At 70.4% G+C, this 24,046-nt stretch carries 21 protein-coding genes and 1 pseudogene; 8 read left to right on the plus strand and 14 right to left on the minus strand.

Annotated elements, in window-relative coordinates:
- Positions 1 to 22 precede the first annotated feature (22 nt).
- From IE257_RS19555 to IE257_RS19595, 10 genes and pseudogenes are all read right to left on the minus strand, one after another.
- A complete protein-coding gene (locus tag IE257_RS19555) occupies positions 23 to 421 on the minus strand; it encodes a cytidine deaminase (RefSeq protein WP_189970379.1) in 399 nt (132 codons plus the stop codon).
- The gene (locus IE257_RS19560) at positions 418 to 1,680 is read right to left on the minus strand and encodes an ABC transporter permease (protein WP_229920520.1); all 1,263 of its coding nucleotides are present in this window, start codon (positions 1,678 to 1,680) and stop codon (positions 418 to 420) included. The genes IE257_RS19555 and IE257_RS19560 overlap by 4 nt, the downstream gene beginning before the upstream one ends.
- Positions 1,677 to 2,792, minus strand: a complete 1,116-nt coding sequence (locus tag IE257_RS19565) for an ABC transporter permease (RefSeq protein WP_189970381.1) — start codon at positions 2,790 to 2,792, stop codon at positions 1,677 to 1,679. The genes IE257_RS19560 and IE257_RS19565 overlap by 4 nt, the downstream gene beginning before the upstream one ends.
- Complete coding sequence (locus tag IE257_RS19570; RefSeq protein WP_189970383.1) at positions 2,789 to 4,468, minus strand: ABC transporter ATP-binding protein; 1,680 nt, start codon at positions 4,466 to 4,468, stop codon at positions 2,789 to 2,791. The genes IE257_RS19565 and IE257_RS19570 overlap by 4 nt, the downstream gene beginning before the upstream one ends.
- A gap of 210 nt (positions 4,469 to 4,678) precedes the next feature.
- Positions 4,679 to 5,737, minus strand: a complete 1,059-nt coding sequence (locus IE257_RS19575; protein ID WP_189970386.1) for a BMP family lipoprotein — start codon at positions 5,735 to 5,737, stop codon at positions 4,679 to 4,681.
- A 230-nt stretch (positions 5,738 to 5,967) separates the two neighbouring features.
- Positions 5,968 to 7,212 (minus strand): amidohydrolase, encoded by a 1,245-nt coding sequence (locus IE257_RS19580; RefSeq protein WP_189970990.1) that lies wholly within the window; start codon positions 7,210 to 7,212, stop codon positions 5,968 to 5,970.
- Between the two features lie 137 nt (positions 7,213 to 7,349).
- The gene (locus tag IE257_RS19585) at positions 7,350 to 8,513 is read right to left on the minus strand and encodes a hypothetical protein (RefSeq protein WP_189970388.1); all 1,164 of its coding nucleotides are present in this window, start codon (positions 8,511 to 8,513) and stop codon (positions 7,350 to 7,352) included.
- Between the two features lie 45 nt (positions 8,514 to 8,558).
- The gene (locus IE257_RS38495) at positions 8,559 to 9,467 is read right to left on the minus strand and encodes an N-acetylneuraminate synthase family protein (RefSeq protein WP_229920558.1); all 909 of its coding nucleotides are present in this window, start codon (positions 9,465 to 9,467) and stop codon (positions 8,559 to 8,561) included.
- 429 nt (positions 9,468 to 9,896) lie between these two features.
- Positions 9,897 to 10,262: pseudogene (locus tag IE257_RS38500) on the minus strand (acylneuraminate cytidylyltransferase family protein); the annotation flags it as partial.
- A complete protein-coding gene (locus IE257_RS19595) occupies positions 10,259 to 11,584 on the minus strand; it encodes a DUF6716 putative glycosyltransferase (protein ID WP_189970391.1) in 1,326 nt (441 codons plus the stop codon). The gene IE257_RS19595 and the pseudogene IE257_RS38500, both read right to left, overlap by 4 nt.
- A 176-nt stretch (positions 11,585 to 11,760) precedes the next feature.
- Here IE257_RS19595 and IE257_RS19600 point away from each other — a divergent pair, with 176 nt between their 5' ends.
- Positions 11,761 to 12,741, plus strand: coding sequence for a glycosyltransferase family 2 protein (locus tag IE257_RS19600; RefSeq protein WP_189970393.1), 981 nt, complete (start codon positions 11,761 to 11,763; stop codon positions 12,739 to 12,741).
- A complete protein-coding gene (locus IE257_RS19605) occupies positions 12,741 to 14,105 on the plus strand; it encodes a polysialyltransferase family glycosyltransferase (protein WP_189970396.1) in 1,365 nt (454 codons plus the stop codon). Before IE257_RS19600 ends, IE257_RS19605 begins: the two co-directional genes overlap by 1 nt.
- On the opposite strand, the gene leuE is transcribed toward IE257_RS19605, so the two are convergent.
- Both leuE and IE257_RS19615 read right to left on the minus strand, forming a co-directional pair.
- The gene (gene leuE, locus IE257_RS19610; RefSeq protein WP_189970398.1) at positions 14,098 to 14,748 is read right to left on the minus strand and encodes a leucine efflux protein LeuE; all 651 of its coding nucleotides are present in this window, start codon (positions 14,746 to 14,748) and stop codon (positions 14,098 to 14,100) included. The two genes, IE257_RS19605 and leuE, sit on opposite strands and share 8 nt — an antisense overlap.
- Before the next feature lie 45 nt (positions 14,749 to 14,793).
- On the minus strand, positions 14,794 to 16,374 hold the full coding sequence (locus IE257_RS19615) for an acyl-CoA mutase large subunit family protein (protein WP_189970400.1): 1,581 nt from the start codon (positions 16,372 to 16,374) through the stop codon (positions 14,794 to 14,796).
- A gap of 205 nt (positions 16,375 to 16,579) precedes the next feature.
- On the opposite strand from IE257_RS19615, the gene IE257_RS19620 reads away from it, so the two are divergent.
- Positions 16,580 to 17,449 (plus strand): L,D-transpeptidase family protein, encoded by an 870-nt coding sequence (locus tag IE257_RS19620; protein ID WP_189970402.1) that lies wholly within the window; start codon positions 16,580 to 16,582, stop codon positions 17,447 to 17,449.
- A 300-nt stretch (positions 17,450 to 17,749) separates the two neighbouring features.
- Here IE257_RS19620 and IE257_RS19625 read toward each other — a convergent pair whose 3' ends face one another.
- Together IE257_RS19625 and IE257_RS19630 are read right to left on the minus strand one after the other, a co-directional pair.
- Positions 17,750 to 18,772 (minus strand): hypothetical protein, encoded by a 1,023-nt coding sequence (locus IE257_RS19625; RefSeq protein ID WP_189970404.1) that lies wholly within the window; start codon positions 18,770 to 18,772, stop codon positions 17,750 to 17,752.
- Positions 18,772 to 19,515, minus strand: a complete 744-nt coding sequence (locus IE257_RS19630) for an RNA polymerase sigma factor (protein ID WP_189970992.1) — start codon at positions 19,513 to 19,515, stop codon at positions 18,772 to 18,774. Before IE257_RS19630 ends, IE257_RS19625 begins: the two co-directional genes overlap by 1 nt.
- Positions 19,516 to 19,930: 415 nt before the next feature.
- Between IE257_RS19630 and IE257_RS19635 the strand changes: the two genes are divergently transcribed.
- The 5 genes from IE257_RS19635 (at position 19,931) to IE257_RS19655 (ending at position 24,045) form a co-directional block, all read left to right on the plus strand.
- The gene (locus IE257_RS19635) at positions 19,931 to 20,488 is read left to right on the plus strand and encodes a 2-oxo-4-hydroxy-4-carboxy-5-ureidoimidazoline decarboxylase (protein ID WP_189970406.1); all 558 of its coding nucleotides are present in this window, start codon (positions 19,931 to 19,933) and stop codon (positions 20,486 to 20,488) included.
- Positions 20,489 to 20,640: 152 nt separating this feature from the next.
- Entirely contained in the window at positions 20,641 to 21,021 is a 381-nt protein-coding gene (gene sdhC, locus IE257_RS19640; protein ID WP_078892868.1) for a succinate dehydrogenase, cytochrome b556 subunit, read from the plus strand.
- A gap of 5 nt (positions 21,022 to 21,026) precedes the next feature.
- The gene (locus tag IE257_RS19645; protein WP_189970407.1) at positions 21,027 to 21,509 is read left to right on the plus strand and encodes a succinate dehydrogenase hydrophobic membrane anchor subunit; all 483 of its coding nucleotides are present in this window, start codon (positions 21,027 to 21,029) and stop codon (positions 21,507 to 21,509) included.
- 23 nt (positions 21,510 to 21,532) lie between these two features.
- Positions 21,533 to 23,287: a succinate dehydrogenase flavoprotein subunit gene (gene sdhA / locus IE257_RS19650; RefSeq protein WP_189970409.1), complete on the plus strand. Its 1,755-nt coding sequence runs from the start codon at positions 21,533 to 21,535 to the stop codon at positions 23,285 to 23,287.
- Positions 23,287 to 24,045, plus strand: a complete 759-nt coding sequence (locus IE257_RS19655; RefSeq protein ID WP_189970412.1) for a succinate dehydrogenase iron-sulfur subunit — start codon at positions 23,287 to 23,289, stop codon at positions 24,043 to 24,045. Before sdhA ends, IE257_RS19655 begins: the two co-directional genes overlap by 1 nt.
- The last annotated feature ends 1 nt before the right edge of the window (position 24,046 follow it).

Raw genomic sequence — 24,046 nt, forward strand, 5'->3', positions numbered from 1 at the left:
GGGCGGAGGGCCGTCGCCACGGCTATCTCAGGTGGTCGGGCCCGAAGGCCTGCGGCAGCATCGCCGCCAGCGGGAGGACCCCGTCGGGGGTCTCCACCAGCAGCTCGTCGCCGCCGAATTCGTACAGCAGCTGACGGCAGCGGCCGCACGGGACGAGGATCTCGCCCTTGCCGTCCACGCACGTGAAGTGCGTGAGGCGGCCACCACCGGTTGCGTGGAGGGAGGAGACCAGCCCGCACTCGGCACACAGGCCCAGCCCGTAGCTGGCGTTCTCCACGTTGCAGCCGGTCACGACGCGGCCGTCGTCCACCAGGGCGGCGACCCCGACCGGGAAGCCCGAGTACGGGGCGTACGCCCGGGTCATCGCGTCCCGGGCGGCCCTCCGCAGGGCTTCCCAGTCCACCGTCCGGCCCGAGGTCACTTGCCCTGACCCTTGCGGTACGGCATGCCGTCCGCCTTGGGCATGCGCAGGCGCTGCGCCGACAGGGCGAGCACCAGCAGCGTGGTGACGTACGGAGCGGCATCCACGAACTGGCTCGGCACCGAGTCCGTCGTCGCGTACCAGACGAACAGCAGCGCCGCGAAGACCGCCGAGATACCGGCTTGCAGGTACTTCTTCTTGTAGAGCTGCCAGACGCAGACGAGCACCAGCACGATGGCGATCAGCAGCAGCAGCGCGTGGACGTTCGTGGCGCCACCGCGCAGCTTGAGGCTGTCGATGAAGCCGAAGAGGCCCGCGCCCAGCGCCATGCCGCCCGGCATCCAGTTACCGAAGATCATTGCGGCGAGACCGATGTAGCCGCGGCCGCCGGTCTGGCCCTCCTGGTAGATCGGACTGGCGACGATCGACAGGAACGCACCGCCGAGGCCGGCGAGGCCGCCCGAGACGATCACGGCGATGTACTTGTACTTGTAGACGTTGACGCCGAGCGATTCGGCGGCGATCGGGTTCTCACCGCAGGAGCGCAGCCGCAGACCGAAGGTGGTCCGCCACAACACCCACCAGGTGGCCGGGATCAGCAGCAGGGCGACGACGGTCAGCAGCGACAGCTCGGTGACCAGGCCGCCGATGACGCCGGCGAGGTCGGAGACGAAGAACCAGTGCTTGGCCTGGAGCTCGGCCATCCAGTCGGACAGCCCCGGGATCGTGATCTTGTAGATCGGTTCGACCTGCGGCGACTGCTTGGAGGAGCCGCCCGGCGCGTCCGCGAAGGTGAAGTTCGACAGGTACTGCGTGAAGCCCAGGGCCAGGATGTTGACGGCCACACCGGAGACGATGTGGTTGACGTTGAAGGTGACCGTGATGATCGCGTGCAGCAGGCCGCCGATGGCGCCGCCGATGATGCCGGCCATGACGCCGGTCCACGGACCCCACTGGTAACCGGCCCAGGCACCGAACCAGGTGCCGAGGATCATCATGCCCTCGAGGCCGATGTTGACGACGCCCGCGCGCTCGGCCCACAGACCGCCGAGACCGGCCAGGCCGATCGGCACGGCGAGCGAGAGGGCGCCGGAGACCTGGCCGACGGAGGTCAGGTCGTTGGCGCCGCTGATCAGGCGGACCAGCGAGACCAGCGCGAGGCCACCCGCGATGATCAGCATGATCCAGGGCAGGGTCAGCTTCTTGCGGCTCCGCGTCGCGGGTGCCGCTTTCTTCGTGGAAACGGTGCTGGCGCTCACGCCGCGACCTCCTTCTCGGTCTTCATGGCGTGGCCCGCGGCCAGCTCCTCGCCGACCTTCTGCTGCTGCCGGCGGATGCCGTAGCGGCGGACGAGCTCGTACGAGACGACGACTGCGATCACGATCAGGCCCTTCATGATCGTGCCGATCTCCTTCGCGTACCCGTTCTGGTCGAGCGAGGCCGAGGCCTTGTCGATGAACGCCATCAGGAACGCGGCGAAGAGCATGCCGACCGGGCTGTTGCGGCCGAGCAGCGCGATGGTGATGCCGGTGAAGCCGACACCGACCGGGAAGGCCAGGTTGTAGGTGTGCGTCTCGCCCAGCAGCTGCGGCATACCGGCGAGACCCGCGACCGCCCCGGAGATGAGCATCGAGGTGATGATCATCTTCTTGGCGTCGACGCCGGAGGCCTGCGCGGCGGACTCACTGGCACCGGTGGCGCGCAGGTCGAAGCCGAAGCGGGTCCGGTTGAGCGCGAACCAGTAGACGATGCCGAGGGCGAAGGCCACGAAGGTGAAGCCGTAGAGCTCCAGCCCGTCGCCGAGGGACACGGCCGGGAACCAGCCCGACTCGGCGATGTCGCCGGTCGTCAGGTCGTTGGAGCCCTCGATCTGGACGCCGAGGTTCTTCGTCAGCATCAGCCAGGCGATGAGGCTGGTCGCGATGGCGTTGAGCATGATCGTGGAGACGACCTCGCTCACCCCGCGCTTGGCCTTGAGGACGCCCGCGATGCCGGACCAGAAGGCACCGACGAACATCGCCACGAGGACGATCAGCAGGAGGTGCAGCGGGCCCGGCAGGGTCACCGCCGCACCGACCACGGCGGAGAGCATCGCCGCGAGGCGGTACTGACCGTCGACGCCGATGTTGAAGAGGTTCATCCGGAAGCCGATGGCCACGGCCAGGGCCGCCAGGTAGTACGTACCGGCCTGGTTCACGATGAGGATCTGGACGTCCTCGTAGCTGGCGTTCTCCACCATCAGGCGCAGCGGCTCGATCGGGTCGATGCCCGTCGCGGCCAGCACGATCATGGTCAGCAGGAACGCGCTGACCAGCGCGAGGACGGGCCCGGCGAAGCCGAGGATCAGCCGGTCCTTGTCGAATTTCTTCATCGGGCCTCGTCCTCCGTCGTGTCACCGTCGGCAGCGGCGGAGTGGTTGTCGGTTGCTTCCAGGTGCCCCGAGGCGGCGCCCGTCATGGCGGTGCCGAGCTCCTCGGGAGTGACGGTCGCCGGGTCGGCGTCCGCGACCAGGCGGCCGCGGTAGATCACGCGCAGGGTGTCGGACAGGCCGATGAGCTCGTCCAGGTCCGCGGAGATGAGCAGGACGGCCAGGCCGTCGCGGCGGGCTTCGCGGATCGCGTCCCAGATCTGTGCCTGCGCGCCGACGTCCACACCACGGGTGGGGTGGGCGGCGATCAGGAACTTCGGGTTGTGGCTCATCTCGCGGCCGACGATCAGCTTCTGCTGGTTGCCGCCGGAGAGCGAGGCCGCGGTGACCTCGATGCCGGGCGTGCGGACGTCGTACTCGCGCACGATCCGCTCGGTGTCCTTGCGGGCCGCCTTCAGGTCGAGGATGCCCCTCTTGGAGTTGGGCGCCTCGGTGACGTGGCCGAGGATGCGGTTCTCCCAGAGCGGGGACTCCAGCAGCAGGCCGTGGCGGTGGCGGTCCTCGGGGATGTAGCCGATGCCGCCTTCGCGGCGCTTGCGCACCGACATCCTGGTGATGTCCGCGCCGTCCAGGGTGATGGCGCCCGCGTCGGGGGTCATCATGCCCATCAGGGCCTCGATCAGCTCCGTCTGGCCGTTGCCCTCGACACCGGCGATGCCGAGGATCTCGCCCTTGTGGATGGTCAGGCTGATGTCGTCCAGCAGGAGCCGGCCGGCCTCGACCTTCTCCAGGGTCGACGAGTCCGGGGCGCCCGCAGGGACCAGGACCTCCGGCTCGGCGACGACGGCCTCGCCCGCGGCGACGGTCAGGCTCGTGACCTTGAGCATCGGCGTGGTGGTCACCGTGGACTCGCGGGTCTCCGGCGAGGGCAGTTCCGCACCGACCATCAGCTCGGCGAGCTGCTTGGGGGTGGCGGTCTTCGGGTCGGCGGTGCCGACCGTGGTGCCGCGGCGGATGACCGTGATGTCGTCGGCGACCTTCAGCACCTCGCCCAGCTTGTGCGAGATGAAGATGACGGTCAGGCCCTCGGCCTTGAGCTCGCGCAGGTTGTCGAAGAGCGCGTCCACCTCCTGCGGCACGAGCACGGCGGTCGGCTCGTCGAGGATGAGGATCTTCGCGCCGCGGTAGAGGACCTTGAGGATCTCCACGCGCTGACGGTCGGCGACACCGAGGTCCTCGACCAGGGCGTCGGGGCGCACGCCGAGGCCGTACGCGTCCGAGATCTCCTTGATCTTCTTACGGGCCTTGGCGCCGATGCCGTACAACTTCTCGCCGCCGAGAACCACGTTCTCCAGGACGGTGAGGTTGTCGGCGAGCATGAAGTGCTGGTGCACCATGCCGATGCCGCGGGCGATGGCGTCGCCGGGGGTGTTGAAGGAGACCTGCTCCCCGTCGATGGCGATGGTGCCCTCGTCCGGCTTCTGCATGCCGTAGAGGATCTTCATCAGAGTCGACTTGCCGGCGCCGTTCTCACCGATCAGGGCATGGACCGTGCCCTTGCGGACGGTGATCGCGATGTCCTTGTTGGCTACGACGCCGGGGAAGCGCTTGGTGATGCCGTGCAGTTCTACGGCGGGGGGCGGGCTGGACGCGTTGATGACGCACTCTCCTTGGCGCAAAAGGAGCGGAAGGCAGGGAGGACAGGGCGGGGAGTGAAAGTATCGCGTCCACGATGCTTCTACGCGCGTAGCACTGTCGGAAGTGAAAACTCGCGGCCAGGGAGGCCACTTGGTCACAGACTAGTGATCACAGAACGTGGCTCGGGGCCCGGGAGCGATCGTGACCGCTTCCCGGACCCCGGAGACCAGGACTACATGTCAGGAACGGCCTTACGGCGCGGTCTTGACGGTGATCTTCTTGGCGATGATGTCGGCCTTGGCCTTCTCCACCGCGGCGATGACGTCAGCCATCTCCTTGTACTTCGGGTTGGAGTCGGCCAGGCCGACGCCGTCCTTGTCCAGGCCGTAGCGGATCTCACCGATGGTGGGCTTGCCGTCCTCGACCGACTTGATCAGGTTGAAGACGGAGTCCGAGACGTCCTTGGTGACCGAGGTCAGGATGGAGTCCTTGTACTTCGCCAGACCCGCCTGGTTGTACTGGTCGGAGTCGACACCGATGGCCCACTTGCCCTTGGCCGAAGCGGCCTCGATGGCACCGGAACCGGCGAGACCGGCGGCGGCGTAGACCACGTCGGCGCCCGCGTCGAGCTGGCCCTGCGCGGCAGCCTTGCCGAGGTCGGGCTTGGCGAAACCGTCGAAGTTCGGCGGCTGGGTCAGGTACTGGGAGAGCACCTTGGCGTTCGGGTTGGTGTCCTTGACGCCCTGGGTGAAGCCCGCCTCGAACTTCTTGATCAGCGGAACCTCGACACCGCCGATGAAGCCGACCGTGCCGGTCTTGGACGCCTTGGCGGCGGCGACGCCGGCCAGGTAGGAGCCCTGCTCCTCGTTGAAGACCAGGTTGGCGATGTTGTCACCGGTGACGGAGGTGTCGTCGATGATGCCGAACGTGGTGTTCGGGAACTTCGGCGCGACCTTCTTGATGGCCGGGGCGTAGGCGAAGCCGACACCGATGACCGGGTTGTTGCCCTTGCGGGCAAGCTCGGTGAGGCGCTGGACCTTGTCGGCCTCGCCCTCACCGTCGGTGGGCTCCGCCTCGGCGCCCTTGATCTTCAGATCGGTTTCGGCCTTCTTCAGACCGGCGTAGGCGGCATCGTTGAACGACTGGTCGCCGCGGCCACCGATGTCGTACGCAATGGCTGCGGACTTCTGACCCGACTCCGAGGGGGAGGCCGAGGCGTCCGACGACTTCTTTCCGCCACAGGCGGTGGCCGAGAGGGCCAGCGCCGCGGACGCGATGCCCACGGTGGCGATCCTGGTGATCCGGCGCAAGGGGAGGCTCCTTCAAAACCTGACCGAAGCGCCACGACCGGCGCTGGTTTCGCGGCGATCGTAACGCGCGTAGATGTCAGTTAAAGGCCCGTTCATGAGTCGTTATCGGATCGTCGTGAACCGGACAGTGACCGATTGGTGACTCCTTACGTGTCCAGCCCTTGTGTACCAAGGGCTGGACACGCCCACCGGGAACCCCACGGATCCTGTAGGGAGATGTGCCCGGCCGGCTACCTACCGGCCACGGCGCGACGCCCGTCGATCAGTGCGGCAGCCGTGAAGAACTCCACTCCGACGCCGATCGCGGACTCGTCCACGTCGAAGTCGCCCCGGTGCAGATCACGCTTGGCGGTGTCGCCGGGCGTACGGACCCCCAGCCGGGCCATCGCACCCGGCACGTGCTCCAGGTACCAGGAGAAGTCCTCCCCGCCCAGGCTCTGCTCGGTGTCCTCGACCGACTCCGCGCCCAGGCGGACCCCCATCGCCTCGCGCAGCAGTTCGGTGATCACCGGGTCGTTGACCACCGGAGGCACGCCGCGCACGTGGTTGATCTCGAACTTGGCCCCGTGCATGGTCGCGATCTCGTCGATCGCCGCGTGGATCATGTCCGGTGCCTCGTGCCAGGCGTTCAGGTCCAGGCAGCGCACCGTTCCGGACAGCTCGGCGTGCATCGGGATGACGTTGCAGGCGTGGCCGGCCTCGATCCGGCCCCAGGTGACCGACATGCCCGAGCGGGCGTCCATCCGGCGGGCCAGCAGGGCCGGGGTGTCGACGGCCACCCGGGCGGCGGCCGTCACCAGGTCGGTGGTCAGGTGCGGGCGCGCGGTGTGCCCGCCGGAGCCGGAGAGGCTGACCTCCAGCCGGTCGCAGGCCGAGGTGATGGGGCCGGGCCGCAGCCCGATGCGCCCCGCGTCGACCCGGGGGTCGCAGTGCACGGCGACGATCCGGCCCACGCCGTCCAGGACCCCGGACTCGATGGCATCGGTGGCCCCGCCCGGGAGCACCTCCTCGGCGGGCTGGAAGAGCAGCCGTACGGGGCGGGGCAGCAGCCCCTGCCGGTCGAGCTCGGCGAGGACCAGGCCGGCGCCGAGGACCACCGCGGTGTGCACGTCGTGACCGCAGGCGTGCGCGCGGTCCGGGAAGGTCGAGCGGTACGGGACGTGCGTCTTGGCGTCCGGGATGGGCAGGGCGTCGATGTCCGCGCGCAGGGCCAGCATCGGCCGGCCCCCGTCCCAGGTGCCGACGTCACAGATCAGGCCGGTGCCGGACTTCAGTACCCGTGGTCGCAGGCCGGCTTTCTCCAGCCGGGCCTTGATCGCCGCGGTGGTACGGAATTCCTGGTGTCCGAGCTCCGGGTGCATGTGCAAGTCCCGGCGGAAGGCGATCAGTTCGGTACGCAGGTGGTCCGGAAGCTTGCCGGGCAGCTCGGGCCGGTCGGACGCGGCGGGCTGGGCGGTCTGGGACTCGCGGGACATCAACTGGTTCACCCGTTGAAGGGTAGGCCCACGGACGGGTCAACTGGCCGGGGATCACGAAAAGTTCATGCCGTTAGGGGAAAGAAACCCGACCTCTGGACGCATGACCGGATGCACGCGGGGGTAAACTCGCGCGCTCATCCGGCCGTGGGAGTCGCCTGGGCAGGCAGTCTGCGCACATCGCGGGCGGTGTCCGTGACCCCGGCGAGAAAGCTGCGGGCGCGAGGGGAGGCGGACCCGGTGAGCCAGGCGGGGTCCACATCGCATACGGCCACGGTGACACCGGTACCGGTCAGGGCGTACGGCAGCGTGTGGACGACGGTGGACGGAAAGCTGACGATCGTCCGGCCGACGGGACCGCGCCGGGCGATCAGCTCCAGCGGCAGGTCCGGACGCACGATCTCCAGCCCGGTCGCCCGGCTCAGCGCGCGCAGCTTCTCCGGGGACTCCCGGCGGTGCGCGAAGTAGCGGGTGGCGCCGTGCTCCAGGGTCAGGGCGCGCACCGCGTCCAGATAGCGGTCCGGGTCCACCACACCGGTCTCCACCAGCGAGGTGCCGACCAGGTCGGTGCCCTTGGTCAGGCGGGGCGGGCCGAACCGGGCGCGGGTCCACGCGAAGTCGTTGATCCGCAGTGTCATTGCGCCGTGGGCGGTGACGGGCATCGAGCTGAACACCTCGACGCGGTGGCCGGGGCGTCCCGCCGGCGTGAAGCGGCGTCGCGCGGTCGCCGAGACGGGTGCGTACGCCATCTCGCGGATCCGGCCGGGCAGTCCGCCGCCGCCGATCCGGTGCCACCGTACGAGGCGTTCGCCGCGGGCGGTCTGGGCCATGAACTCCATGGTGGCGGTGCCGTCGTCGACCACCACCAGCTCCTCGGCGCGCACCAGGGTGAGCAGCAGCTGCACGTAGCGCGAGAAGGGGTCGCCGACGACGACCGTGCGCGCCGCGCGTACGTCGCGCGCCAGCGCGGCCAACGCCTTCAGCGGCGCGAACCGGCTGCCGCGGGCCTCCTGCCACTGGACCTCGTGCCCCTCGTCCCGGGCCAGTGCGGCCACCCGGCGCAGCTGGCCGCGGGACATCGGGTCGGTGGGCGGCAGGACGACGATCCGCAGGGGGGTCGCGGCGCCCGCCGGCCGGGCGGCGCGGCCGGGCCCGGTCCCGCCGTCGGCGCGGCGCCCCCGCTGGCGAGGGACGCCGTCCAGCTGCGGCTGCTCTCCGGCGCGCGCGTACGCCCACTCCAGCACGTTCAGGAGTTGGACCGGACTCTCGACGAACGCCAGGGTGGAGGCGGAGGGGGTCACCACGTGCTCCTTGTCGGGGGGCGGAACGCGTACGCGCCGGACAGGTCAGACGGCTGCCAGCCGGCCCTGCACGCGGCGGAGCTTCTTCATGGGGCCGAGCTCGGACTCGTAGACCCGCTTGATCCCGTCGCCGAGGGCGGTCTCGATGGTGCGGATGTCGCGCACCAGTCGGGTGAGGCCGCCGGGCTCCACGGAGGCGGCCTGGTCGGAGCCCCACATCGCGCGGTCCAGGGTGATGTGGCGCTCGACGAAGGTGGCGCCGAGGGCGACGGCGGCGAGCGTGGTCTGCAGGCCCGTCTCGTGGCCGGAGTAGCCGATCGGGACGTTCGGGTACTCCTCGCGGAGGGTGTTGATCACCCGCAGGTTGAGCTCCTCGGCCTTGGCCGGGTACGTCGAAGTGGCGTGGCAGAGAAGGATGTTGGCGCTGCCGAGCACCTCCACGGCGTGGCGGATCTGCTGCGGGGTGGACATGCCGGTGGACAGCACGACGGTGCGGCCGGTGGCGCGCAGGGCGCGCAGCAGCTCGTCGTCGGTGAGGGAGGCGGAGGCCACCTTGTGGGCGGGGACGTCGAACTTCTCCAGGAAGGCGACGGCCTCGGTGTCCCACGGGGAGGCGAACCAGTCGATGCCGCGCTTGGCGCAGTGGTCGTCGATGGCGCGGTACTCGTCCTCGCCGAACTCGACCTTGTGGCGGTAGTCGATGTAGGTCATCCGGCCCCAGGGGGTGTCGCGTTCGATGTCCCACTGGTCGCGCGGGGTGCAGATCTCCGGGGTGCGCTTCTGGAACTTCACGGCGTCGCAGCCCGCTTCGGCGGCGGCGTCGATGAGGGCGAAGGCGCTGCCGAGGTCGCCGTTGTGGTTGATGCCGATCTCGCCGACGACGTAGACGGGGCGACCGGGGCCCGCGGTGCGGGCGCCGAAGGTACGCATGCGGGGGTCGGGCGTGGAGGTCATGGCAGGGGGCGTCCTTCGGTGCGGGGATGTGCGGGGTACGGGCTGTGGATCGGGGTGCGAGGAGGCGGGCGCGCAGGGGTCCGGGGCGGGCTGTGCGGGGTGTGCCCCGGGGCGCGGGTCGAGCAGGGGTGCGAGCAGGCGGGCGCGGGCCAGGTCGTGCGGGTCGTCGATCTCCAGGACCCGAGCGGGATCGGTGGCGACGGGAAGGGCGCGGCCGAAGAACCGGTGCCGGACGGTGCGGAAGCCCGCGGCGTCCATGGCGTAGGCGGCGCCCGTCTCCAGCAGGTCCTGCGGCCGGTCCTGGCGCCGGGGGCGGTGCGCCGCGTCGTGGTTGACCCCGGTCCCGGTGCCGTCGTCCGCGTCCCGCCAGAGGAACCCGTGGAAGGGGGCCACGGTCAGGGCCGAGTCGGCCGCCCCGGAGGCGACGGCCACGGCGACCGACTCGACGTCGGAGGCGGCGAGGAAGGGGCTGGTGCACTGGACGAGGAGGACCACGTCCACGGTGAGGGAGTGCAGCTCCTCGAAGGCGGCGAGCGCGTGCAGCACGGCGGCCTCGCTGCTCGCGGTGTCCCCGGAGATCGCGGTGGGGCGGGCGATCACGTCGGCTCCGGCGGCGCGGGCGGCGGCGGCGATGGCCTCGGAGTCGGTGGAGACCACCACGTCGGTGACGGTCGGGGCGGCGCGGCAGGCCAGGACGGCGCGGGCGACGAGCGGGGTGCCGGCGACCTCGGCGAGGTTCTTGCCCGGGACCCCCTTGGAGCCGCCGCGGGCCGGGACGACGGCGAGGACCCTCACAGCTCCCCCAGCCTGCGGATCACCGGGGCCACGCGCTGCACCCCGTGCCGGTAGGCGCCGCGGGCGGCCTCGCGCAGGTGGGCGCGGAGCCGGCGGCGCAGCCGGGACTCCCCCGCCGCCGGGCGCACCGCGCCGGGCATCGGGGTGCCGTCGGGATCGAGGTGGTGCCGGGCGAGGATCCCGGGCAGGTACCGGGGGGCGGTGGTGCGCGTGTAGTACGGGGCGGGCGGGGGCAGCCGGGTCGCGGCCATCAGCGCGGCCACCTTGGCCCGGGCCACGGCGTAGGCGTCCGCGCCCGTCCGCGGGCCGGCGCCCTGCGCGGGCAGGACGCCCTGGGCCGCCAGCCAGGCCGGGTTCCCCTCCGGGAGGAGACCGGAGTCGATCTGGTCCCAGGAGGCCAGGCAGCCGGAGCCCAGGAAGTGGTGGTTGCCGAGGGCCTCGCGGATGCCGAGGTCGGTCAGGATCGCCGTCGGGATGGAGCGGTGCAGGGATTCCAGGGCGGCCGTGGAGGAGACGGTGACCAGCAGGTCGGTGCCGTCCAGGACCTCGCCCATGTTTCCGTACACCAGCCGGCAGTTGGCGGGCAGTCCGCCCGGGATCTTCTCGGCGAGCCGCTGGTACGGCTGCTCCTCCAGGTGCGTGGTGTGCTCCCCGGGCTTGCTGCGCAGCTTGATCAGCACCTCCCGGTCGGGGTGCAGCCGGGCGTGTCCGGCGGCCCGTTCCAGCAGGTAGGCGCGGTCGGCACGACTGTCGGGCACGGAGGGCTGGACGGCGAAGACCACCGTGTGGGCCCGGCTCCCGGCCGGCTCGTACCGTGCCCCGCCCAGGAAGGGCAGCGCGGTCTCGGTGACCGCGGTGGCGTCCGCGCCGACGCCCTCGTACACGGCGCGGAAGCGTTCGGCGTCGTGGCGGGAGTTGGCGAGGACGAGGTCGGCGCCGTGCCGCAGCAGCAGCCCGTCGGCGAGCTTCTCGTACACGACGCCCACGTAGCCGGTGACGAGTACGGGGCGCCCGGCCGGGGCGGGCCACAGGGCGCGGGCCCCGTGCAGGACGGCCTGGACGGCCCCGCCGACGAGCGCGAGGACGATCACGTCGTAGCGCTCGCGTTCGATCTCGGCGAGGAACTCGGCGCAGGTCACCTCGGACAGCCGGTCGGCCCGCACCCCCACCTCGCCGAGCTGGCGCGCGGTGGGTGTGGCACGGCCGCGCAGCAGGAATCCGGTGAGCTGGTGGTCGGGCACGAGACGGCGGGCGGTGAGTGCGCCCCATTTCCATCGCGTATCGGAATCGGCGAGTACGGCGACGCGTTTGCGTTCTGGCACGCGGCAGAAGCTATTCCGCAATTTCGGTGATCGGCCCAACGAGCGCACAACAGCGGGTTAACAACGCGTCGACGAAATGCGAAAGCGCACGGGTTAACTCGCCCGCCCCGCGCCGTTCACATGGAATCCGCATCCGGGCCACAGTGAATGACGGGCGGCGCCCTAATGTCTCGCGAGTGCCCAAGCTCTCTGTTGTCGTGCCGTTCTACAACGTGCAGACATATGCACCGGATGCCCTGAAGAGTCTCGAACTCAACGCCCGGGACGATTTCGAGTTCCTGCTCGTCGACGACTGCTCGACGGACGGGACGCCCGACCTGCTGGAGCGGGCTGCGCGCGAGCTGCCGGGGGCGGTGCACCTCAGACACGAGCGCAACGGCGGCCTGGCCACCGCCCGGAACACCGGTCTGGACGCGGCCCGTGGCGAGTACCTGGCCTTCCTGGACGGGGACGACTGGCTGGCGCCGGGCCATCTGGCCCGGACACTGGCCGCCATAGAGGCTCTGAACTGCGATTTCGTCCGCACCGACCATGTTCGCTGCACGGGCCGGTCGCGGAGCGTGCAGCGTGTTCCGTACGGGCCGGAGTCGGTGGTCGCCGATCCGCGCGCCGCGATCCTGCCCGCCGACCGGGCCACCTCGGTGGACTACCCGTACGCGTGGGCCGGCATGTACCACCGGCGCCTGCTGGACCGCGGGGTGCTGCACTTCACCGACGGGCTGCGGACCGCGGAGGACCGGCCGTGGATCTGGCGGCTGCACCGGGAGGCGGCGTCCTTCGCGGCGGTCGGACTGCCCGGCGTCTTCTACCGGCGCGGGGTTTCCACCTCACTGACGCAGATCGGCGACGAACGGCAGCTCGATTTCATTCGCGCATTCGATCAAGTACTCGCGGACGCGCTCGGGGACCGGGAATCCGACCGACTGCTCCCGAAAGCCGTCCGAACCTATTGTGCAATTATCGCCCATCATTTCGGATCCATCGAAAGGTTCGAGCCGGACGTGGCCAAGAAACTCCGCATCATGAGCACGGCCGCGCTCGGCCGCATGCCGCAGGACGTACTGGACCAGGTCCTGGACTCGATGGACGTCGAACGCTCCACCGTGCTGCGCCGCCTGCGCGGCGGCCGCCGCGCCCCGTCGGGAGCGAGCGCCTGATGCCCACCCAGATCTTCCTGGCCTCCACCCTCTACGGCGCCGCCACCCTCGCGGCGGGCATCGACGCGGGCGGCTTCCCGCCCGCCGGCCGCCGCATCCTGCTGACCAGCAACCACGCCGTCACCGCCGAGGTCACCCCGGGGATCGCGGAGATGCCGGGCTTCGCCGCCCTGCGCTCGCGCTTCGACGAGGTCCTCGACTGGAACCGCGTCATCGAGCCCCAGCACCCGAGCACCTGGGCCCCCCGCGCGGAGGACGTCCCCCTCTGGGAACGGCAGCTGCGCACCCTGTGGGACCTCGGCGACGACCGGGTCGAGCTGATCGTCGAGTCCCTCCAGGTCCCGCCCGCCCAGACCCTGTGCCGACTCTTCCCGGGCGCGGCCGTCGACGTCTACGCCGACGGGCTCATGAGCTACGGCCCCACCCGCTTCCGCCTCGACCCGCAGCTGGGGATGCGGGTGCGGCGGGTGCTCCACCTGGACCTGGTGCCCGGGCTGGAGCCCCTGCTGCTGACGGAGTTCGGGGTACGGGTCGAACTGGTGCCGACGGAGCCGTTCCTCAAGGTCCTCGCCGAACTCGCCGAACTCGCCGAAGCCACCGCGGCGACCGCGGGTGCCCCCGTCGAGCCGGCCGAGCCCCCGGCCCTCCTCCTGGGCCAGTACCTCTCGGCCCTCGACCTGATGAGCCCGGCCGAGGAGGAGGAGCTGCACGTCTCGATGGTCCGCGGCGCCCACGCCCTCGGCCATCGCGAGCTGGTCTTCAAGCCGCACCCCGGCGCCCCGGCCGTGTACTGCCGGCGGGCCCGGGAGGAGGCCGAACGGCTCGGTGCCCGGCTGACGGTGATCGCCGCCCCGGTCCTGGCCGAGACCCTCTACCAGCGGCTGCGCCCCGCGCTCGTCGTCGGCTGCTTCTCCACCGGGCTGCTGACGGCGGCCACGCTGTACGGGCTCCCGGTGGCCCGGACCGGGACCGATGCGGTGCTGGCCACCCTGAGCCCGTACCCGAACAGCAATCGCGTACCGCTGGCCCTGGTGGACGCCCTGCTCCCGGACCTCGCCGACGCGGAGGCGGTCCGGGCCTGGACGCCTCCGACCCCCGAGCAGGTCCGGGCGGAACCGGCCGCACTGCTCACTGCCGTCGGGTTCACGATGCAGCCGCAGATCCTGGCCGCGCGTCGGCCCGCGGCCGAGGCCTACCTGGCCAGGCACCTGACCCCGCGCACCTGGCGGTACTTCACCCGCCGCCGGCTGACCTCCCTGGGCCTGCCGGGCGGCATCCCGGCGCAGCTGTCGTTCCTGCCGCGCAGCCGGACCGTGCGCCGGGCCGTCCGGCGGATGGCGTGGCTGCGCCGGGCGCTCAGCTGACGGCGAGCTTGGCCGCGAAGCCGAGGAACAGCACGCCCGCCGCGGAGGTGGCCCCGGCCGACAGCCGCCTGCGGCGGCGGAAGGCCGCCGCGAGGCGGGTCCCGCCGAATATCAGCAGCGTCAGGTAGAGGAAGCTGCCGGTCTGCAGCAGGCCGCCCAGGAGCAGGAACGACAGCGCCGGATAGGCGTACGACGGGTCCACGAACTGCACGAAGAAGGACATCAGGAAGAGGATGGCCTTCGGGTTGAGAAGGCTGATCAGCAGCGCGCGCCGGTAGGGCCGTTCGTTCTCGGCCGGGTCGGCGGGCACCGCGGCCTCGGCCTCGGCCCGCTCCATGCGCGTGCGCCACAGCGCCCAGGCGCCCCGCATCATCCCCACGGCCAGCCACGCCAGGTAGCCGGCGCCGAGGAACTTCACCACGGTGAACACCAGCGGGCTCGCCCGCAGCAGCGCCCCGGCGCCGACGGCGGTCAGCAGCATGAGCACGGCGTCGCCGGTGAACACCCCGGCGGCGGCCTTGTACCCGGTGCGCACCCCGCGGCGGGCAGCCACGGAGAGCACGTAGAGCGAGTTCGGCCCCGGCAGCAGAATGATCAGCACCAGGCCTGCGAGATACGTCGGAAGATCGGTCACACCCAGCATGGGCAGGAGTGTCCCACAGGGACGCACCTGTCGCGCCAGTCTGTTTCACCAGGTGGAACCGCTCGGCTCGTACGTCCCCCAGACCTCCCGCAGCGCGCCGCACACCTCCCCCACCGTGGCCCGGGCCCGCAGCGCCTCCTTCATCGGGTACAGCACGTTGGCCGTTCCCGCCGCCGCCTCCTTCAGGGCCGCGAGCGCCGCCGTCACCGCCGGCCCGCCCCGCTCCGCCCGCAGCCGGGCCAACGCCGCGCACTGCCGCGCCTCGATGGCCGGGTCCACGCGCAGCGGCTCGTACGCGTCCTCGCGCTCCAGCGCGAAGCGGTTGACCCCGACCACGACCCGCTCCCCGCTCTCGGTCTCCTGCGCGATGCGGTAGGCGTTCCGCTCGATCTCGGCCTTCTGGAAGCCGGCCTCGATCGCCGCCACCGCCCCGCCCTGGTCCTCGACCCGGCGCATCAGCGCGAGCGCCGCCGCCTCCAGTTCGTCCGTCATCCGCTCCACCGCGTAGGACCCGGCGAAGGGGTCCACGGTGTGCGGCACGTCCGTCTCGTGCGCGAGGACCTGCTGGGTGCGCAGGGCGAGGCGGGCGGACTTCTCCGTCGGCAGCGCGATCGCCTCGTCGAAGGAGTTGGTGTGCAGCGACTGCGTGCCGCCCAGGACGGCGGCCAGGGCCTGCACGGCCACCCGTACGAGATTCAGTTCCGGCTGCTGCGCGGTCAGCTGGACCCCGGCCGTCTGGGTGTGGAAGCGCAGCATCAGCGACTTCGGATCCCGCGCACCGAACTCCTCCCGCATGACGCGGGCCCAGATCCTCCGGGCCGCACGGAACTTCGCCACCTCCTCCAGCAGGGTGGTGCGGGCGACGAAGAAGAAGGAGAGCCGGGGCGCGAACTCGTCGACCACCATGCCCGCCGCCAGGGCGGTACGGACGTAGGCGATGCCGTCGGCGAGGGTGAAGGCCACTTCCTGCGCGGGAGAGGCGCCGGCTTCGGCCATGTGGTAGCCGGAGATGGAGATGGTGTTCCACCGCGGGATCTCGGCGCGGCAGTAGCGGAAGGTATCGGCGGTCAGGCGCAGGGAGGGGCCGGGCGGGAAGATGTACGTCCCGCGCGCGATGTACTCCTTGAGCACATCGTTCTGGATCGTCCCCGTCAGCTCTGTGCCCGAGATGCCCTGTTCCTCCGCCACCAGTTGATAGAGCAGCAGGAGCAGCGCGGCGGGCGCGTTGATCGTCATCGAGGTGGAGACCCGGTCGAGGGGGATCCCGTCGAACAGCGTCCGCATGTCGTCGAGCGAGTCGACGGCGACGCCGACCTTGCCCACTTCGCCCTGGGCGAGGGGGGCGTCGGAGTCGTGTCCCATCTGCGTGGGCAGGTCGAAGGCGACGGACAGCCCGGTGCCGCCGCCCTCGATGAGCTGCCGGTAGCGGGCGTTGGACTCGGCCGCCGTACCGAAACCGGCGTACTGCCGCATGGTCCACGGCCGACCGGTGTACATGTTCGGATAAATCCCCCGAGTGTAGGGGAAGTCGCCCGGCTGCCCCAGCTCGGACGCCGGGTCCCAACCCGTCAGGTCGCCGGGCCCGTAGACCGGTTCGATGGGGAATCCGCTCTCTGTGAGTGCCATGTGTGACGTAGTCCTCCGTAGAGCAACCGGGCCCGGGACTGATAAAACCTCCCCGAGCCACCGCTGGGGTGCCCCGGCCGCGAATCGCTTCGTAAGGCTGCGGACGACTGCCGGTCACAATGGCGCAACATCCCGGAGCCGAGTGCAACTGTCCACGCGTGCGGAGCATCACCTAGATACACGACGTAGAAACCGGGGGACTGCAATGCAGCGCCAGAGAGTCATAATCCGCACGATCGGGTTGGCAACCGCCGTCGCGCTCGCCGCGACCGCCTGCGGACCGCAGAAGACGGAGTCCGTCGGCTCCGCCTCCTCGGCTCCGTCCTCGCCCACGGCGGGCGCCTCCCCCGAAGCCTCTCCCTCCACCGACGACAAGCCCTCGGGCTCGCCCTCGCCGTCCGCCTCCGCGTCGGCATCCCCCTCGGCCTCGCCTTCGCCCTCGGTGAAGCAGATCATGGCCAACGGCGACGAGAGCGAGCAGATCCGCGAGCTCCAGGCCCGGCTGAAGCAGCTCAAGCTGATGTCGGTCGCGCCGACCGGCTTCTACGGCTCGAAGACGACGGCCGCGGTCAAGTCCTTCCAGTCGAAGAACGGGCTGAACGCCACCGGTTCGGTCGACGAGGCCACCTGGAAGAAGATCCAGAGCTCCAGCAAGAAGCCCACCGCCGACGAGCTGCGCCCGCCTACCGTCAACGAGGTCGACGCGCCGGACCCGCGCTGCATGACGGGCCGCGTCATGTGCATCAGCAAGGAGAGCCGCACCCTCGCCTGGATGATCGACGGCAAGGTCGTCTCGACGATGGACGTGCGCTTCGGCTCCGAGAACACCCCGACCCGTGAGGGCGTGTTCAACGTGGGCTGGAAGGCCAAGGAGTGGACGTCGACGATCTACCACACGCCGATGCCGTACGCGATGTTCTTCAGCGGCGGCCAGGCCGTGCACTACTCCGCCGACTTCGCGGCGCGCGGCTACGCCGGCGCCTCGCACGGCTGCGTGAACGTCCGGGACAAGGGCAAGCTGTCGGCCCTGTTCGACCAGGTGCAGGTCGGCGACAAGGTCGTCGTCTACTGGTGATGCCGTGGCGCCGGGGCCGGGCCTCCGGTCCCGCGAAGCCCGTGCCCGTGCCCGCGGCAGCGACAGCGGGACCAAGAAGCAGGAAGCCGGCAAGCAAGAAGCCCGAGGCGATGCCTCGGGCTTTTTCGGTCTGACGTAATGGGCGCGGGCAGGGCCGGGGGAACGTGCCCCGCCCGCGCCGGTTGCGCAGAGCCCAGGGGTACGGGGGGAACCCCGGCTCATGCGCGGCCGATGACCAGTCGGCTCGATATGTACTGCGCCACCGATTCGAAAAGTGTTACAGGCAGGTCAGCGCATGTATCAGCGGTCGACCTGCAGGCCGATCGAACCCCGCGGGAGCGACGGCGAAAGGGTCGGCGCGCGGAGCGTCCCGCCCACCGGCGGGGCGTCGCTGCGCTTGCCGCCGCCGGAGCCCTCGTCCTCCTGCAGGGACTTGCAGTAGGCCGGGATCCGGGTGAGGCCGTTGGCCTGGCGCGAGAGCCACTCACGGCGGTCGTCATTGATCCGGCCCGACTTGAACTGCTCGCAGAGGTCCGCGGCCTTGAGCCGGAGCTCCCGGTCGCCCTCCGTGCCGTCCTTGTCGGTGCCCCCGCCGCCGAAGGTGTCGCGGTCCCCGTCCCTGCCGCCCGTGCCGATCCGGCCGTCCTGGCCGTCCTTGCCCGTGCCGCCGGTCGCCGTCGCACCCGAGGAGGTGCCGGCGCCCGCTTCGCTCCCGGGTGTCGTCCGGCCGTCCGCGTCCGGCGTCCGGGCCGCATCCGGGAGGACCGTCGCATTCGAACCGTTCGGCAGCGGGGTGGGCGTCGACATCGGGCGCGAGGTCGGGGCTCCGCTGCCGATGCCCTGGGACGAGTGCTCGCCGGCACTGACGGACATCGCCGGAGCGGGTCCCGCACTGTCGTGCCGGGCCCGGTCGAGCAGCCCGGCGCCGGCCGCGGCGGCCAGGCCGCCGACGGCGACACTGGCCAGGGCGGCCGCCAGGCCGAAGCTCACGGTCCGCCCGCGCCGGCCCGCGGGCACGGGCGCGGGGATGATGCGGCCGAGGTCGACGACGGGTTCGGCGGCGACTTCGGACGCCTCGGACACGGCAGCCGGCCGCGCGGCGCCCCGCGCCGTACGGAAGGCGGCCACCGCGGCGGCCTCGCCGGGAAGTTCCACGGACAGCGGCTCGGCCACGGCGCCCAGGGCGTCCAGGGCGGCACGCAGCCGGGCGGCCTCGGTCCGGGCACGCTGATCGGCGGCCGGCCCCACAGGTTCCACCGGTTCGCCGCGCAGCATTTTGTCCGCTGCGGCTTTGTCCAGCCACCTGTTGCGCTCGTCGGCCATCACATGTCCTTCTGCGTCCGCCAACGTGAATCCGTCACACCGGTTTGCTCTACGAAGCCCCCGCCTCGGCCACGTTGTGCGGGTACGGCGTCGAGATCCCTCCCGCCCCCGCCGTCCCAGACCTGGCCACGGGCATTATGGCCGACCGTCGCGCCCGCACCCGAGGCGGTGTCCGGGTCGGCCTCGAAGCCGCCCTCCGCACCGAGCAGCTCGGCCAGCTTCTTCAGGCCCCGGTGGGCCGCCGTCCGTACGGCGCCGGGCCGCTTGCCCAGGGTCTCGGCCGCGCTCTTGGCGTCCAGCCCGACCACGACCCGCAGGACGACGGCCTCGGCCTGGTCCTGCGGGAGCTGGGCTATGAGCGCCATGGTCCGGCCGGTGGAGAGGGACTCCATCGCCGCGCCCGCGGTGTCGCACTCGGCGGCCCAGCCGGTCAGCTCGGTGTCGTCCCCGCCGATGGCCGGGCGCCGGCCGCGCATGCGGATGTGATCGAGGGCACGGTTGCGGGCGATGCGGGCGGCCCAGCCGCGGAAGCGGTCGGCGTCGCCGGTGAAGGAGTCGAGGTCGCGGGCGATCTGCAGCCAGGCCTCGGAGGTCACGTCCTCGCCGTCGCCGTCGCCGACGAGCGTGCGTACGTACCCGAGCAGCCGTGGGTGCACGGCGCGGTACACAGCACGGAACGCGTTCTCGTCGCCGTCCTGTGCCGCGAGCACCGCGGCGGTCAGCTCCGCGTCGTCCCCCAGCAAAGTCCCCAACCCGTTCACTGTCCTGTACGTGTGGCGCAAATCAGCACGTTACGGCTTTCAAGTACCTCTCGTCCACGAGTGATACAACGCGCAACCAACCCTGTGCGGAGCGAGGTGTGACACAAAACGCACTTGCGGCGCTGACAGGGGTACGGGCTTGTCGCACGAGCCCGTGACGGATGGCGGCCGGGGCCTCTCCTGTGGGGGGTGGCGGCCTCGGTCGCCCTCCCCTTCCCGGGGCACTCACCATGCCTGCCCGTGGCGCTCACGTCATCCTTTCGGCTCACTTCCGGGTGAAATCCCCGAATCGGTACGACACACCCTGCCCTGCGTCGATAGCGTGGCGGTACACCCCCGCCGCGCCCCGAGGAGCCCCCTGCTGTCCAGCCACCTTCCGGCACAGGCCCCAGGGGGCATGTCCCGGACCGAACGCGGGGGAAGTTCCACCCCTTCCCACGGCTCAGGACTGGCGCGGTTCAACGCCCTGTCCCCCGAAGCCACCCTGGCCGTCCTGCTGCACTGCTGCGGAAGTCGGCGCTGGGCGCACCGGGTGGCTGCACACCGCCCCTACCCGGATCCCGGGGCTCTGATCGCCGCCGCGGACGAGGCCTCGTACGACCTCTCGCAGGGCGACCTGACCGAGGCGCTGGCCGCGGAGTCCTCGGCGGAGCTGGACCACGGGGCCCCGTACGCCGCACTGCTGGCCCTCGACGCGGCGCATGCGGAGTACGAACGAAAGTTCGGCCACGCCTTCGTGATCTGCCTCGACCAGCACCCGCCGGAGGAGCAGGCCGACCAGCTCCTGGGCGCGATCCGCCGCCGGATGGGGCACGAGGTGGACGAGGAGCGCTCGATCTCCGCCGACGAGCTGCGACGGGTCGCCCAGGCCCGGCTTCGGGATCTGACACGCTGGCTGACCTCGCCCGATGGGCTGACTGCCACGGAAATCGGCCTATTCGCCCCTGTGGGATAGTCCGTACGTGCCTGTTTGATCACACCGAAGACCCCCGGGCGAAGGAACCGACAAAGCGTCGCTACGATGTCCGGGGCCGGAGGACCGTACCCGGCCGGGCCCGACCGACAACGAAGCCGGCTGGCCCCCGCCCCGCTTCCGGAGGGTTTTCCGTGCCGGCTGGAACGTTGTACCGCGGCCGGGAAGGAATGTGGTCCTGGGTGGCTCATCGAGTCACCGGCGTCCTCATTTTCTTCTTCCTGTTCGTACACGTCCTCGACACCGCTCTCGTCCGCGTCTCCCCCGAGGCGTACGACGATGTCGTGGCTACCTACAAGACTCCGATCGTCGCGCTACTGGAGTACGGCCTCGTCGCCGCCATCCTGTTCCACGCGCTCAACGGTCTCCGTGTCATCGCCGTGGACTTCTGGTCCAAGGGCCCGCGCTACCAGAAGCAGATGCTCTGGACCGTCGTGGGCATCTGGATCGTCCTCATGGTCGGGGCCCTGTACCCCGTCCTGGGCCACGCCTACCTTGAACTGTTCGGGAAGTGACACGCATGTCTTCTGACACTTCTTCCGCCAAGGTCATCGGCGACGTGGAGGGCGTTTCGCTCTACGACGTCGAGAACCCGGCGCCCTACATCGAGGCCCCGCGCAAGCGGACCGGCAAGACCCCGCGCTCGACCCGCGGCAACTTCGAGATGGTCGCGTGGCTCTTCATGCGCCTCTCGGGCATCGTGCTCGTCGTCCTGGTCATCGGCCACCTGCTGATCCAGCTGGTGCTCGACGGCGGCGTGTCCAAGATCGGTTTCGCCTTCGTGGCCGGCCGCTGGGCGTCCCCGTTCTGGCAGGTCTGGGACCTGCTGATGCTGTGGCTGGCCATGCTGCACGGCGCCAACGGTCTGCGTACCGTCATCAACGACTACGCGGAGCGTGCCAACACGCGGCTGTGGCTGAAGGGCCTGCTCTACACCGCCACGGTGTTCACCATCCTTCTGGGCACGCTGGTGATCTTCACCTTCGACCCGAACATCCGCTAGGCAACGGGGCTGAGGCGAACCAAATGAAGATCCACAAGTACGACACCGTCATCGTCGGCGCAGGTGGCGCAGGCATGCGCGCCGCCATCGAGTCGACGAAGCGCAGCCGCACCGCGGTGCTGACGAAGCTCTACCCGACCCGCTCCCACACGGGCGCCGCGCAGGGCGGCATGGCCGCCGCGCTGGCCAACGTGGAAGAGGACAACTGGGAGTGGCACACCTTCGACACGGTCAAGGGCGGTGACTACCTGGTCGACCAGGACGCCGCCGAGATCCTGGCGAAGGAGGCCATCGACGCGGTCCTCGACCTGGAGAAGATGGGCCTGCCGTTCAACCGCACCCCGGACGGCACCATCGACCAGCGCCGCTTCGGCGGTCACTCGCGCAACCACGGCGAGGCCCCGGTCCGCCGGTCCTGCTACGCCGCGGACCGCACGGGCCACATGATCCTCCAGACGCTCTACCAGAACTGCGTCAAGGAGGGCGTGGAATTCTTCAACGAGTTCTACGTCCTGGACCAGCTCCTGGTGGAGGAGGACGGCGTCAAGAAGTCGGCCGGTGTGGTCGCGTACGAGCTCGCCACCGGCGAGATCCACGTGTTCCAGGCCAAGGCCGTCATCTACGCCTCCGGCGGCACCGGCAAGTTCTTCAAGGTGACCTCCAACGCGCACACCCTCACGGGTGACGGCCAGGCGGCCTGCTACCGCCGCGGCCTGCCGCTGGAGGACATGGAGTTCTTCCAGTTCCACCCGACGGGCATCTGGCGCATGGGCATCCTGCTGACGGAGGGCGCCCGTGGTGAGGGCGGCATCCTCCGCAACAAGGACGGCGAGCGCTTCATGGAGAAGTACGCGCCGGTCATGAAGGACCTCGCGTCCCGTGACGTCGTCTCGCGCTCCATCTACACCGAGATCCGCGAGGGCCGCGGTTGCGGTCCGGCCGGTGACCACGTGTACCTGGACCTGACGCACCTGCCGCCGGAGCAGCTCGACGCGAAGCTCCCGGACATCACCGAGTTCGCGCGCACCTACCTGGGCATCGAGCCGTACACGGACCCGATCCCGATCCAGCCCACCGCGCACTACGCCATGGGCGGCATCCCGACCAACGTCGAGGGTGAGGTCCTCAGCGACAACACCACCATCGTCCCGGGCCTGTACGCGGCCGGCGAGGTCGCGTGCGTGTCGGTGCACGGCGCGAACCGCCTGGGCACCAACTCGCTGCTGGACATCAACGTCTTCGGCAAGCGCTCCGGTATCGCCGCGGCCCGGTACTCGCAGGAGAACGACTACGTCGAGCTCCCGGAGAACCCGGCGCAGCAGGTCATCGACCTCGTCGAGCACCTGCGCAACTCCACGGGCAACGAGCGGGTCGCCGAGCTGCGTCTGGAGCTCCAGGAGACGATGGACGCGTGCGTGATGGTGTTCCGTACGGAGCAGACCATCAAGACCGCGGTCGAGAAGATCGCGGAACTGCGCGAGCGCTACAAGAACGTGTCCGTCCAGGACAAGGGCAAGCGCTTCAACACGGACCTGCTGGAGGCCATCGAGCTGGGCAACCTGCTCGACCTGGCCGAGGTCATGGCCGTGTCCGCGCTGGCGCGCAAGGAGTCCCGCGGCGGTCACTACCGCGAGGACTACCCGAACCGCGACGACGTCAACTTCATGCGCCACACCATGGCGTACCGCGAGGTCGGCGACGACGGCAAGGATTCCGTCCGGCTGGACTACAAGCCCGTCGTCGTCACCCGCTACCAGCCGATGGAGCGTAAGTACTGATGGCCACCCCGACCATGGACAAGATGGAGGCCGCGGCCGCGGCCTCGCCCTTCATCACGGTCACCTTCCGGATCCGCCGCTTCAACCCCGAGATCTCCGACGAGTCTCAGTGGCAGGACTTCCAGGTCGAGATCGACCCGAAGGAGCGCGTGCTCGACGGTCTCCACAAGATCAAGTGGGACCTCGACGGCACGCTGACCTTCCGCCGCTCGTGCGCGCACGGCATCTGCGGCTCCGACGCGATGCGGATCAACGGCAAGAACAGGCTCGCCTGCAAGACGCTGATCAAGGACATCAACCCGGAGAAGCCGATCACCGTCGAGGCCATCAAGGGCCTCACGGTGATGAAGGACCTTGTCGTCGACATGGAGCCCTTCTTCCAGGCGTACCGCGACGTCATGCCGTTCCTGGTCACCAAGGGCAACGAGCCGACGCGCGAGCGTCTGCAGTCCGCCGAGGACCGCGAGCGCTTCGACGACACCACCAAGTGCATCCTGTGCGCCGCGTGCACGTCCTCGTGCCCGGTGTTCTGGAACGACGGCCAGTACTTCGGCCCGGCGGCGATCGTCAACGCGCACCGCTTCATCTTCGACTCGCGTGACGAGGCCGGCGAGCAGCGGCTGGAGATCCTGAACGACAAGGACGGCGTGTGGCGCTGCCGCACGACCTTCAACTGCACCGACGCGTGCCCGCGTGGCATCGAGGTCACGAAGGCGATCCAGGAAGTCAAGCGCGCACTGATCACGCGCCGTTTCTGAC

The organism is Streptomyces avidinii (genome assembly GCF_014650695.1).
In the GTDB taxonomy this organism is placed as follows: Bacteria; Actinomycetota; Actinomycetes; order Streptomycetales; family Streptomycetaceae; genus Streptomyces; species Streptomyces avidinii.